Raw genomic sequence first — 13,133 nt, 5'->3', positions numbered from 1 at the left:
CGCAGCAGCATCACTTCTGGTACACCGCCCGAGCCGATCCGGTTCCCACTGCCCCACATCCGTTTTCCACAGCGCCGGTCCCGAGGGCACCCGAGCCGATCTTCCCGAGTGATCCACTCCTAACCCTCACCCGAGGAGCAGCCGGCCTTGATCCCGCCCTTCGTCCCCGTCTTGATCACCCGTTTGTCAGTGCCGGGTCGTAGGGTGGTCGCGCTATGACGAAGCCCTCACTCCCCGAACTCCTGCATGCTGCCGTCACTGCCGTCGGCGGTACGGAGCGCCCCGGCCAGGTGACCATGGCCGAAGCCGTCGCGGAGGCGATCGACGACGGTTCCCATCTCCTGGTCCAGGCCGGCACCGGCACCGGAAAGTCGCTGGGCTACCTCGTGCCCACGCTCGCGCACGGGGAGCGTGTCGTCGTGGCGACGGCCACCCTCGCCCTGCAGCGCCAGCTCGTCGAGCGGGATCTGCCGCGCACCGTCGAAGCGCTGCACCCCCTGCTGCGCCGCCGCCCGGAGTTCGCCATGCTGAAGGGCAGATCGAACTACCTGTGCCTGCACCGGCTCCACGAGGGTGTCCCGCAGGACGAGGAGGAGGGGCTGTTCGACCAGTTCGAGGCGGCCGCGCCCACCAGCAAGCTGGGTCAGGACCTGCTGCGACTGCGCGAGTGGTCGGACGAGACCGAGACCGGCGATCGCGACAACCTCACACCCGGCGTCTCCGACCGGGCCTGGGCGCAGGTGTCGGTCTCCTCCCGGGAGTGCCTGGGTGCCACGAAGTGCGCGTACGGCGCCGAGTGCTTCGCCGAGATGGCCCGCGAGCGTGCCAAGCTCGCCGAGGTGGTCGTCACCAACCACGCCCTGCTCGCGATCGACGCCATCGAGGGCGCCCCGGTCCTCCCGCAGCATGAGGTGCTGATCGTCGACGAGGCGCACGAACTCGTCTCCCGGGTCACCGGAGTGGCCACCGGCGAACTCACGCCGGGCCAGGTCAACCGCGCAGTCCGTCGTGCCGCGAAACTGGTCAACGAGAAGGCCGCCGACCAGCTCCAGACCGCCGCCGAGGGCTTCGAGCGGCTGATGGAACTGGCCCTGCCGGGCCGTCTGGAGGAGATCCCGGAGGACCTCGGGTACGCGCTCATGGCACTGCGCGACGCCTGCCGCACGGTGATCTCCGGGATCGGCGCGACCCGGGACAAGTCAGTCCAGGACGAGGACGCGGTCCGCAAGCAGGCGCTGGCCTCCGTCGAGACGGTGCACGACGTGGCGGAGCGGATCACGAACGGCTCCGAGTACGACGTCGTCTGGTACGAGCGCCACGACCGCTTCGGAGCCTCCCTCCGCGTTGCCCCCATGTCTGTGTCGGGGCTCCTGAGGGAGAAGCTCTTCGCGGACCGCTCGGTCGTCCTGACCTCCGCGACGCTGAAGCTGGGCGGCGACTTCAACGGCGTCGGCGCCTCCCTCGGTCTCGCACCGGAAGGCACCGAGGGCGAGGACCTCCCGCAGTGGAAGGGCGTCGACGTCGGCTCGCCCTTCGACTACCCCAGGCAGGGCATCCTCTACGTCGCCAAGCATCTGTCGCGCCCCGCGCGGGACGGCGACCGTGCGGACATGCTGGACGAGCTGACGGAGTTGATCCAGGCGGCCGGAGGCCGCACCCTCGGCCTCTTCTCCTCCATGCGCGCCGCGCAACTCGCCGCCGAGGAACTGCGCTCCCGGATCCCGGAGTTCCCGATCCTCCTCCAGGGCGAGGAGACGCTCGGCGAGCTGATCAAGAATTTCGCCGCCGACCCGAAGACCTGCCTGTTCGGCACGCTGTCACTCTGGCAGGGCGTCGACGTCCCCGGCCCCAGCTGCCAGCTGGTCGTCATGGACAAGATCCCCTTCCCGCGTCCGGACGACCCGCTGATGAGCGCCCGCCAGAAGGCGGTGGAGGATGCCGGGGGCAACGGCTTCATGGCAGTCGCCGCCACACACGCCGCGCTGCTCATGGCCCAGGGCGCCGGCCGCCTCGTACGGGCCTCGGGGGATCGCGGGGTGGTCGCCGTACTCGACCAACGACTGGCCACGGCGCGCTACGGCAGCTATCTGAAGGCGTCACTGCCGGACTTCTGGTACACGACGGACCGTAACCAGGTCCGGAAGTCGCTGGCGGCGATCGACGCGGCGGCGAAGAAGTCAGAGGCCGAATGAGTGGGGGTTTGGTCTGTCGCGCCGCCGCGACAGACCGAACCACCAGGCGCAACACCCGCTTGCGGGGGAGCGGGCAGCACAGGGCCCCGGAACCGGCGCAGGGGTCCCGGGGCCCGGTCAGAGGGTGGTTCGCCACGAACCGCCCGCCGCAGCCGTCATACGCGCCGCAGCACTGCCACCACCTTGCCGAGGATGGTCGCGTCGTCGCCGGGGATCGGCTCGTACGCCGCGTTGTGCGGGAGGAGCCAGACGTGGCCGTCCTCGCGCTTGAAGCGCTTGACGGTGGCCTCGCCCTCCAGCATGGCCGCGACGATGTCACCGTTCTCGGCGACCGGCTGGCGGCGCACCGTGACCCAGTCGCCGTCGCAGATGGCGGCCTCGATCATGGAGTCGCCGACGACCTTCAGCACGAACAGCTCGCCGTCACCGACCAGCTGGCGGGGGAGAGGGAAGACGTCCTCGACCGACTCCTCGGCGAGGATCGGGCCACCGGCGGCGATACGGCCGACCAGTGGGACGTACGACGCGGCGGGCTTGCCGGCGGTGTCCGTGGGCTGCACGGAGGCACCCTGGTCGGAACCGCGGACCTCGTACGCGCGCGGGCGGTGCGGGTCACGGCGCAGGAAGCCCTTGCGCTCCAGTGCCATCAGCTGGTGTGCGACCGAGGAGGTGCTGGAGAGGCCGACCGCCTGGCCGATCTCCCGCATCGACGGCGGGTAGCCGCGCCGCTGTACGGAGTCCCTGATGACCTCGATCACCCGGCGCTGCCGGTCGGTCAGGCCCGAGCTGTCCGCCCGGATGCCTGGAGGTCGGCCCGGCAGGGAGCGCTTTGGCCCCTCGGGATTCACGGCTTCGTTCATCGCATGCACCGGCTCGAGTCGGCCCTGGGAGCGGTCCTGGGCAGTGATGGTGGCACTGTCTGCGGTGGTGGTCACGTCGGCCCCTCTCGATGGTCTCCCTGCTGGACAACGGTAGTTGCTTTCGAAAGGTTGCGCCAAACACACGTTCGAGTGAAAAAACGCGGATCGCCGTACTTGATCATGTGTCTGGGTGTATGGCTAACGCGGCACCTGGCGGACAAAAGGGCCCATTGTTGTACTCTTCACCGCCGGGGTGCTGACCTCGTGGGTTCCTGCCCCAGTCTGCCATCCGGCATTCCGTCAACCGGGCACAGGTCTCCATCTCTGCGGGAGCCCCACGTCGCCTCCCTGTGGCGCCCACGGTATCTCCGCATCTGCCGTAACGGTACGGCTGTGCACCCGCGGATCCGCTGCGCCGCACCGGTCGTGTGGCACATGCCGATACAGCGCGACACGCGCGCAGGGAGTGCATGCATGGGCCAATCCCCACATGTAGTGGTTGGATTGCGGCAGCAGCCCAGAAGTTGTGGTCCCCCGGGTCTTCAGGCTCCTGGCGATCGCCTATGCTTGGGGCTGCTTCGAGGGGCCCATGAGGTCCAGCGAGGCTATTGAGTCTGCTGTGAGGAGGGTTGGGAGTTCATGCACTGCCCCTTCTGCAGGCACCCCGACAGCCGTGTCGTCGACAGTCGTACGACCGACGACGGCACGTCGATCCGCAGGCGCCGCCAGTGTCCGGACTGCTCCCGTCGTTTCACGACCGTGGAGACGTGCTCGCTCATGGTGGTCAAGCGGTCCGGAGTCACCGAGCCTTTCAGTCGTACCAAGGTCATCAATGGCGTGCGCAAGGCATGCCAGGGGCGGCCTGTCACCGAGGACGCACTCGCCCAGCTCGGCCAGCGGGTCGAGGAGGCGGTGCGGGCCACCGGAAGCGCCGAACTGACCACCCATGACGTGGGGCTGGCCATACTCGGCCCGTTGCAGGAGCTCGACCTCGTCGCGTATCTGCGATTCGCCTCCGTCTACCGGGCATTCGACTCGCTCGACGACTTCGAGGCCGCGATCGCGGAACTCAGGGAGGAGAGGCGACCCGTCGCCGCGGACGACGACGACCGCGAGGACGCTGTCGCGGGGGGCCAGGAAGAAGATTGCGGGCCCGAAGGGACTGCTCAGGTCCCAGAGCCCGCCCACGCCGCCGACTGATCGGCGGGCCGGAACCGGGCGGAGGCCCCGATTCCGGCCGGACGGCGGCCATCGAAGACCCGTTGCGGGCGGCAGCGCGAGATGCCCGCAACACCAGACACAACACGTGCCACGGGAACATCGGGGCACTTCAGGGCGTTTTAGCCCGTACCAGGGAGGCGGCATGACAGAGACGGCGAGCGGTCCGGCACGGAGTTCCCGCGCCAAGGGCACCAAGGCGACCAAGGGACTGCGTATCGAGCGCATCCACACCACCCCCGGCGTGCACCCGTACGACGAGGTGGCCTGGGAGCGCCGTGACGTCGTCATGACCAACTGGCGCGACGGCTCGGTCAACTTCGAGCAGCGCGGCGTCGAGTTCCCCGACTTCTGGTCGGTGAACGCGGTCAACATCGTCACCAGCAAGTACTTCCGCGGTGCCGTCGGCACCCCGCAGCGCGAGGTGAGCCTGAAGCAGCTCATCGACCGCATCGTGAAGACGTACCGGAAGGCCGGCGAGGACTACAAGTACTTCGCCTCGCCCGCCGACGCCGAGATCTTCGAGCACGAGCTGGCGTACGCCCTCCTGCACCAGATCTTCAGCTTCAACAGCCCCGTGTGGTTCAACGTGGGCACCCCGCAGCCCCAGCAGGTCTCCGCCTGCTTCATCCTCGCCGTCGACGACTCCATGGAGTCGATCCTCGACTGGTACAAGGAAGAGGGCATGATCTTCAAGGGCGGCTCCGGAGCCGGCCTGAACCTCTCCCGCATCCGCTCCTCCAAGGAGCTGTTGTCCTCGGGCGGCAACGCCTCCGGTCCGGTCTCCTTCATGCGCGGCGCCGACGCGTCCGCCGGCACCATCAAGTCCGGTGGCGCCACCCGCCGTGCCGCCAAGATGGTCATCCTCGACGTCGACCACCCCGACATCGAGGACTTCATCGAGACCAAGGTGAAGGAGGAGGAGAAGATCCGCGCCCTGCGCGACGCGGGGTTCGACATGGACCTGGGTGGCGAGGACATCACCTCCGTCCAGTACCAGAACGCCAACAACTCGGTCCGTGTGAACGACGAGTTCATGAAGGCGGTCGAGCAGGGCGGCAAGTTCGGCCTGCGCGCGCGGATGACCGGAGAGGTCATCGAAGAGGTCGACGCCAAGGCCCTGTTCCGCAAGATGGCCGAGGCCGCCTGGGCCTGCGCCGACCCGGGCATCCAGTACGACGACACCATCAACCACTGGCACACCTGCCCGGAGTCCGGCCGGATCAACGGCTCGAACCCCTGCAGCGAGTACATGCACCTGGACAACACGTCCTGCAACCTGGCCTCGCTCAACCTGATGAAGTTCCTGAAGGACGACGGCAAGGGCCACCAGTCCTTCGAGGTCGAGCGCTTCGCGAAGGTCGTCGAGCTCGTCATCACCGCGATGGACATCTCCATCTGCTTCGCGGACTTCCCGACCCAGAAGATCGGTGAGAACACGCGCGCGTTCCGCCAGCTCGGCATCGGCTACGCCAACCTCGGCGCCCTGCTGATGGCGACCGGTCACGCCTACGACTCCGACGGCGGCCGCGCCCTCGCCGGTGCCATCACCTCCCTGATGACCGGCACGTCGTACAAGCGCTCCGCCGAACTCGCCGCGGTCGTGGGCCCGTACGACGGTTACGCCCGCAACGCCAGTGCTCACAACCGCGTCATGAAGCAGCACGCCGACGCCAACAGCGTGGCCGTTCGCATGGACGACCTGGACACGCCGGTCTGGGCCGCCGCGACGGAGGCCTGGCAGGACGTGCTGCGCCTCGGTGAGAAGAACGGTTTCCGCAACTCCCAGGCGTCGGTCATCGCCCCGACCGGCACCATCGGTCTGGCGATGTCCTGCGACACCACCGGCCTGGAGCCCGACCTCGCCCTCGTCAAGTTCAAGAAGCTGGTCGGCGGCGGCTCGATGCAGATCGTCAACGGCACGGTTCCGCAGGCCCTGCGCCGCCTGGGCTACCAGGAGGAGCAGATCGAGGCGATCGTCGCCCACATCGCCGAGCACGGCAATGTCGTCGACGCCCCCGGCCTCAAGCACGAGCACTACGAGGTGTTCGACTGCGCCATGGGCGAGCGCTCCATCTCCGCGATGGGCCACGTCCGCATGATGGCCGCGATCCAGCCGTGGATCTCCGGCGCCCTGTCCAAGACGGTCAACATGCCGGAGTCGGCGACCGTCGAGGAGGTCGAGGAGATCTACTTCGAGGCGTGGAAGATGGGCGTCAAGGCGCTCGCCATCTACCGCGACAACTGCAAGGTCGGCCAGCCGCTCTCCGCCAAGACCAAGGAGAAGGAGAAGGCCGAGGTCACGGAGAAGGCCGAGGCGGCCATCCGCGAGACGGTCGAGAAGGTCATCGAGTACCGCCCGGTCCGCAAGCGTCTGCCCAAGGGTCGTCCCGGCATCACGACGTCCTTCACGGTCGGCGGCGCCGAGGGCTACATGACCGCCAACTCCTACCCGGACGACGGTCTCGGCGAGGTCTTCCTGAAGATGTCCAAGCAGGGCTCGACACTCGCGGGCATGATGGACGCCTTCTCCATCGCCGTCTCGGTCGGCCTCCAGTACGGGGTGCCGCTGGAGACGTACGTCTCGAAGTTCACCAACATGCGCTTCGAGCCGGCCGGTATGACGGACGACCCGGACGTGCGGATGGCGCAGTCGATCGTCGACTACATCTTCCGCCGCCTGGCGCTGGACTTCCTGCCGTTCGAGACGCGCTCCGCCCTCGGCATCCACTCCGCCGAGGAGCGCCAGCGTCACCTGGAGACCGGTTCGTACGAGCCCTCAGAGGACGAGGTGGACGTCGAGGGCCTCGCCCAGTCGGCTCCGCGCGCCCAGGAGCTCAAGGCCGTCGCCACGCCGCGTGCCGAGGTCGAGGCGGCCAAGCCCGCCCCGAAGCAGGCCCACACCAGCGCCGAGCTGGTGGAGATGCAGCTGGGAATCCAGGCCGACGCCCCGCTGTGCTTCTCCTGCGGTACGAAGATGCAGCGGGCCGGCTCCTGCTACATCTGCGAGGGCTGCGGCTCGACCAGCGGTTGCAGCTGACGCCGGTACTGAACCAGCTGTCGAGGGCGGCGGAGCGTTTCACGGCTCCGCCGCCCTCGGCGTTTCACTCCATGCGAAAACTTGTTCCCCTGCAGGGTGATCACAGGCTAGGCTCCCCCCGCGCACGACCGGCGCGAACGGCAGGGTGGGGAACGTGGGGGACATGGTCGACGATTTCGCCGACTCCAAAAAGGCAACGAGCGAGCCTGGGAAGCCCGTGAACGTGGCGGCTCAGGTGATCGCCGCGATCGTGGTGGTCGGGGGCCTCGCAGGACTCCTGTGGGCGCTGGACCTGGACTCGAAGGCGTCCGCCGACCGCGGGCCGGCCACGTGCACGGCCACGCACGAGAGCAAGCCGTCGAAGCCGGTCTCGGGTGCCCGGCTCTGCACGGCACTCAACCGTCCGGACCTGCCCGCACTGCTCGGCACACCGGACGAGTACGCGGAGACCGCCGACGGCAACGAGAGCACGATCACCTCGGCCGACGGCACGAAAACCACCACCCCCGAGGCGGACGTCGACCTGAAGACGTACTCCCTGAGGCTCTCGGCATCCGACGACGATCTCGGCGTGGCCGACATGGCCGACATGGCCGGCCTGCTGGGCACCGGTGCCGAGAAGAAGACGGTGCTCGGACACCCGGCGGTCGTCTACTCGGACCGGACCATCGCCCTGAGTTTCAACCTCGGGGGCGGCAAGGCCAAGAGTGGTCCTGGCGGTATCGCTCGCAGCCTGCTGGTCGCCCGGGACGCCAAGGACGGCGGGGGCTACTTCGAAGTCTCCATCTGGCGCCAGGACTTCGCGACGCCCGACGACGCGGCCCTGTTCCGCGTCGCCGAGAAGGTGCTGCCGACGGTCCCGGGATGGACTGTCCGCTGACCGGACGTCAGGGCTGGTGCGCCCGGCCCATGTCCCGGGTGAACGACGCCGGGTCGTCCTCGAAGCCGTGGATCCCGGGACGAAACGTCCACTCGCCGGACTCGTCGCGTATGAACTCCCCGACGGTCGCCGCCGTGGCCCCGAGGACGTCACCGAAGTCGTCCTCGGCCAGGACGGTGTAGCCCTCCCGTATGCGCAGCCCCGGGTTGATCACGCCGACGAAGGTCCGGTGCGCCGTGCGCTGCTGGATGACGACGCCGACCACCACGCGCGCGTACCGCTCGCTGAGCCGGTCCAGCTCCAGCGTCATGACCTCGTCCCAGCCGAAGCCCTTGCCGTCCTTGCTGTCCCGGTTGAGGTAGATCGTGCCGTCCGGGGAACGACTGTCGAAGTGCACCACATAGGCGGGATCGCCGTACGCGTCGTCCGCCGGATAGGTGGCGGCGACGATGTCGAGATCGGTGGCTGCCTGTCCCGCCGGACTGGGGTCCCACTTGAGCGCGACCTCGACCTTGCGGATCCCCTTGTTGATGCCGGTCACCGGACCTCCCCTTCCCCGTCTCCCCGTGTGCCCCTGTCCGGCCCGAACTGCGCGACGGACTGGGCCTGTTGTCCATCCTGCCACGCGCGCGTGCCGGTGTGCGCCGGAGCTGTCCACCGGAGCGTGACCGGCGCCACGCTCTGTGGCCTTACCATGGCGCGGTGCTGGTCAAGTGGATTCGCTGCACCGTGGTGGACCGCCGCGGCTTCGAGCGGGGGCAGCGAAAGTGGGCGGGGCTTCTGGGGGAGCCGGGGTTTCGGGGACAAGGCGGTGGCTGGAGCCGGGGACGCACAGGGGTTGCCCACACCTTTGCCTTCTGGGAGAGCCGTGCCTTCTACGACTCCTTCATGGCCCGTTCCCATGATCGGCTTGCGGCGGCACAGTCGGGCACCTTCAAGGATGCCCAGGTCAAGCTCTTCGACTACCGCTTCGACGTGAAGACCGGCTTCGAACCGCGCTTCACGGACGCGGACCTGCTGCGGGTCGCCCTCTGCCGAGTGCACGAGGAACGGGCCGAGCACTTCACGCTGATGCAGGAGAAGGTCTGGAACCCGGCCATGGCCGGCTCTCCCGGCATGATCCGGGGCCTGTTCGGCGAGGCTCCGGGCCACGAGTTCCTGGTGCTGTCCATGTGGCGATCGGCCGCCGAACACGGCAAGTACCGCACGGAGCGCGTGGAGCGGCTCGCCCTGCGGGCACAGACGGAGGCCGACGTGGCGGCCCTCACGGGGGACATCATTGAGCTGGAGCCGACCTGGACGGTCTGACGCCTTCGGTTTGAAAACTGGACTCGTTAATCGAGCGGTTTGGTGTGGCCAGTGGTGCAGGAAGTGTGTGACCTACGCTGTATGGAGGCTCTACGAGTGCTCGATCGGCCGTCACCCGATCTAGGGTTTTGGCATGGCACGACCACGGCGCATCGTCCTTGTCCGGCACGGAGAGTCAACGGGCAATGTTGATGACACCGTTTACGAGCGGGAGCCCGACCATGCGCTCGCGCTGACCGAGCGGGGCTGGCAGCAGGCCGAGGAGACCGGCAAGCGGTTGCGCGAGGTCTTCGGCCGTGAGCGCGTCAGCGTGTATGTGTCGCCGTACCGCCGTACGCATGAGACCCTGCGCGCCTTCCATCTCGATCCCGAGCTCATACGGGTGCGGGAGGAGCCCCGGCTGCGCGAACAGGACTGGGGCAACTGGCAGGACCGTGACGACGTGCGCCTCCAGAAGGCCTACCGGGATGCGTACGGCCACTTCTTCTACCGCTTCGCCCAGGGGGAGTCCGGTGCCGACGTGTACGACCGGGTGGGCGGCTTCCTGGAGAGCCTGTACCGCAGCTTCGAGGCCCCCGACCACCCGTCCAACGTGCTGCTGGTGACCCACGGCCTGGCAATGCGGCTGTTCTGCATGCGCTGGTTCCACTGGACGGTCGCGGAATTCGAGTCGCTGTCGAATCCGGGGAACGCGGAGATGCGGATGCTCGTTCTCGGGGACGACGGCAAGTACGTGCTTGACCGGCCTTTCGAACGCTGGCGAGATCCGGAACCGTACGGGATCACCGGATAGAGTGGCAGAGCAATGACCCCTGACTCCTCTTCCGACGGGCGCCTGGACCGCGCCGTGGCCAGCCTGCGTGGACTGGCGGTGGGGGATGCACTGGGCTCGCAGTTCTTCGTACCGGCGAACTATCCGCTGCTGAAGCGTCGCGAGCTGCCACCAGGCCCCTGGCAGTGGACCGACGACACGGAGATGGCCTGCTCCGTGGTCGCGGTCCTGGCCGCCCACCACCGCATCGACCAGGACGCCCTGGCGCATTCCTTCGCCCACCACCATGACTTCGACCGGGGGTACGGTCCCGCGGTCAATCGTCTGCTGCGGCTGGTTCGCGAGGGCGGGGACTGGCGCGAGCTGGCCGCCGAGCTCTTCAACGGACAGGGTTCCTGGGGCAACGGAGCGGCCATGCGGATCGCCCCGCTGGGCGCCTGGTACGCGGACGACCCGGAACAGGCGACGCATCAGGCGGAGATCTCTGCATACCCCACGCACCAGCACCGCGAGGCCGTCGTCGGCTCCATGGCGGTTGCGGCGGCCGCCGCGCTGGTCGCCGCCCCCGACGGCCCGCCGAGCCCGGAGGCACTTCTCGACGGAGTCGTCGCACTCGTCCCGAAGAGCGCCGTCGGCGCGGGCCTGCGGCGCGCACGGGACATGCTCGACTACGCCGACTCGGGCACCGTCGCGGCCGTACTGGGCTGCGGACGGCGAACGTCCGCCCATGACACCGTGCCCTTCGCGCTCTGGTCGGCCGCGCGGGCCCTCGGCGACTTCGAGGAGGCGTTCTGGACGACCGCGCAGGTGGGTGGTGACGTGGACACCACCTGCGCCATCGTGGGCGGGGTGCTCGCCGCCGGGAAGGGCGGCCTGCCACCTGCCGAGTGGGCAGGGCGGACGGAGGCACTGCCGGACTGGGTGCCGACCGTACGGACACCGTCGGTTTGAACCCTCTGGGGGCCTGTGCAGTTTGCCTGGAGATCGCCGCTGGAAACTCTCTGTGCTCGCCGGGAACTCTGCGTGACCGGGCGGGCGTTGTCGTGACATCAGCGGTGTGGCGCAGGAGCGGGTGTACCGCACCTGACGTGCGAAAGGTCCGGGGGTGGTCGTGCAGTTCGTGGTCGTGTGGGCGGTGCTTTCCACCCTGAGCTTGCTGTGCCCTGCGGAACGTATGCGGAGGGCCGGACCGACGTCCTCGCCGTCGGTCCCCTGGACTACTCGGTCCGGCCCTCCGCGGCCCCCTGCGGGAGCGGCTGTTTCAGCCGACCGCCGCTCCCGCCGTGCCGGCGAGTGCTTCCAGGTCGCTCTTGCGGACCCGGATCACGAACCAGGCTGTGCCGAAGGCGAGTACGGCCATGGCCGCGGCCGCCACGAAGCCCATGGAAATCCCTTGGGCGAGCACCTCGTGTCCCCAGGTTCCGGGCAGCTGGTGCGTCTTGGCGAACTCTGCCTTCTGCTGCGCCGAACCGCCCGCGAGGAACTTCGGCAGCTGCTTCTGCGCCTCGTCCTTGCTGGCCGACCCGAACACCGTCGTCAGAATGGACAGGCCGAGCGAACCACCCACCTGCTGTGTGGCGTTGAGCAGTCCGGAGGCCGCACCCGCCTCGTGCTGGGCGACACCGGAGACCGCGGTGACCGTCAGCGTCACGAAGTTCAGACCCATGCCGAAGCCGAAGACCAGCATCGGACCGAGCACTCCGCCGGCATAGGAGCTGCTGGAGCTGATGAGGGTCTGCCAGGCCAGTCCGATCACCGCGAGAGCCGAGCCGGTGAGCATGAACGGCTTGGGCCCCAGCACCGGCAGGAACCGCTGGGACAGCCCGGCGCCGAGCGCGATCACGACGGTCACCGGCAGGAACGCGAGACCGGCCCGGATCGGGCTGTACCCCAGCACGTTCTGCACGAAGAGAACGATGTAGAAGAACATCCCGAACATCGCCGCGGCCAGGCTCAACATGATCACGTATGTTCCGGAGCGGTTGCGGTCGGCGAACATCCGCAGCGGAGTGATCGGCTCCTTGGCCCGGGACTCGATCAGCGCGAAGGCCACCAGCAGGACCACGGCGGCGGCGAAGGAGCCGATGGCCAGGCTGTCCCGCCAGCCGTCGTCCGCTGCGCGGATGAAGCCGTAGACGAGGGACGCCATGCCCGCCGTCGAGGTCACGGCCCCCGCGATGTCGAAGCGGCCCGTATGCCGTTCGGACTCGCTGATGTAGAGCGGCGCGAGCAGGGTGATCAGGATGCCGATCGGCAGGTTGACGAAGAACACCCAGCGCCAGTTGAGCCACTCGGTGAGCATGCCGCCGGCCAGCAGACCGATCGCGCCGCCACCCGCGGAGACCGCGGCGAAGACGCCGAACGCCCGGTTGCGCTCGGGGCCTTCGGGGAACGTGGTGGTGATGAGCGCCAAAGCGGTGGGCGACGCAATGGCGCCACCCATGCCCTGCAGGACGCGTGCGGCCAACAACTGCCAGGGTTCCTGGGCGAGTCCGCCGAGCAGCGAGGCGAAGGTGAACAGCACGATGCCGGTCATGAAGACCCGGCGGCGGCCGAGGATGTCACCGGCGCGGCCCCCCAGAAGCAGCAGGCCGCCGAAGGTGAGCGTGTAGGCGCTGACGACCCAGGTGAGGTCGGTCGTGCTGAACTTCAGAGCGTCTTGAATGTGCGGGAGCGCGATGTTCACAATCGTCGCGTCGAGCACCACCATGAGTTGGCAGGCCGCGATGACTGCGAGCGCAATGCCGGGATGCCCCTCCCGGCGAGCCGCACCTGGCTTCTGTTCCTTGATCAACTGAGAGGTTGTCACTATGGGTCCCCCACAAGTGCGTTAGTGAACGCTCGCGTTCACTGTCGCGTCAAC

At 68.4% G+C, this 13,133-nt stretch carries 10 protein-coding genes; 7 read left to right on the top strand and 3 right to left on the bottom strand.

Annotation, left to right across the window (positions count from 1 at the left end; genetic code table 11):
* Window positions 1-215: 215 nt before the first annotated feature.
* Entirely contained in the window at window positions 216-2,192 is a 1,977-nt protein-coding gene (locus ACWCRD_RS27995) for an ATP-dependent DNA helicase (protein WP_450968533.1), read from the top strand.
* A gap of 155 nt (window positions 2,193-2,347) precedes the next feature.
* Here ACWCRD_RS27995 and lexA read toward each other — a convergent pair whose 3' ends face one another.
* On the bottom strand, window positions 2,348-3,127 hold the full coding sequence (gene lexA, locus ACWCRD_RS27990) for a transcriptional repressor LexA (RefSeq protein ID WP_115909488.1): 780 nt from the start codon (window positions 3,125-3,127) through the stop codon (window positions 2,348-2,350).
* 564 nt (window positions 3,128-3,691) lie between these two features.
* Between lexA and nrdR the strand changes: the two genes are divergently transcribed.
* From nrdR to ACWCRD_RS27975, 3 genes are all read left to right on the top strand, one after another.
* Window positions 3,692-4,252 carry a transcriptional regulator NrdR gene (nrdR, locus tag ACWCRD_RS27985; RefSeq protein ID WP_450968532.1) on the top strand — a complete coding sequence of 187 codons (561 nt, stop codon included), beginning with the start codon at window positions 3,692-3,694 and terminating at the stop codon, window positions 4,250-4,252.
* 163 nt (window positions 4,253-4,415) lie between these two features.
* The gene (locus ACWCRD_RS27980) at window positions 4,416-7,310 is read left to right on the top strand and encodes a vitamin B12-dependent ribonucleotide reductase (RefSeq protein WP_450968531.1); all 2,895 of its coding nucleotides are present in this window, start codon (window positions 4,416-4,418) and stop codon (window positions 7,308-7,310) included.
* Between the two features lie 163 nt (window positions 7,311-7,473).
* Window positions 7,474-8,190, top strand: coding sequence for a DUF6215 domain-containing protein (locus ACWCRD_RS27975; protein WP_450968530.1), 717 nt, complete (start codon window positions 7,474-7,476; stop codon window positions 8,188-8,190).
* A gap of 7 nt (window positions 8,191-8,197) precedes the next feature.
* On the opposite strand, the gene ACWCRD_RS27970 is transcribed toward ACWCRD_RS27975, so the two are convergent.
* Window positions 8,198-8,731, bottom strand: coding sequence for a TerD family protein (locus ACWCRD_RS27970; RefSeq protein WP_450968529.1), 534 nt, complete (start codon window positions 8,729-8,731; stop codon window positions 8,198-8,200).
* Window positions 8,732-8,892: 161 nt separating this feature from the next.
* On the opposite strand from ACWCRD_RS27970, the gene ACWCRD_RS27965 reads away from it, so the two are divergent.
* The 3 genes from ACWCRD_RS27965 to ACWCRD_RS27955 all read left to right on the top strand — a co-directional run bounded on the left by ACWCRD_RS27965 (window position 8,893) and on the right by ACWCRD_RS27955 (window position 11,221).
* Entirely contained in the window at window positions 8,893-9,498 is a 606-nt protein-coding gene (locus tag ACWCRD_RS27965; RefSeq protein ID WP_450968528.1) for a YdbC family protein, read from the top strand.
* Between the two features lie 133 nt (window positions 9,499-9,631).
* A complete protein-coding gene (locus ACWCRD_RS27960; protein ID WP_344401721.1) occupies window positions 9,632-10,291 on the top strand; it encodes a histidine phosphatase family protein in 660 nt (219 codons plus the stop codon).
* A 12-nt stretch (window positions 10,292-10,303) separates the two neighbouring features.
* Complete coding sequence (locus tag ACWCRD_RS27955; RefSeq protein ID WP_450968527.1) at window positions 10,304-11,221, top strand: ADP-ribosylglycohydrolase family protein; 918 nt, start codon at window positions 10,304-10,306, stop codon at window positions 11,219-11,221.
* Between the two features lie 310 nt (window positions 11,222-11,531).
* On the opposite strand, the gene ACWCRD_RS27950 is transcribed toward ACWCRD_RS27955, so the two are convergent.
* On the bottom strand, window positions 11,532-13,079 hold the full coding sequence (locus tag ACWCRD_RS27950; protein WP_450968526.1) for an MFS transporter: 1,548 nt from the start codon (window positions 13,077-13,079) through the stop codon (window positions 11,532-11,534).
* Window positions 13,080-13,133 lie beyond the last annotated feature (54 nt).

The organism is Streptomyces sp. NPDC002092, from assembly GCF_053593775.1.
The sequence above is the reverse complement of the archived record's forward strand: the minus strand, read 5'-3'. Positions and strand labels throughout refer to the sequence as shown.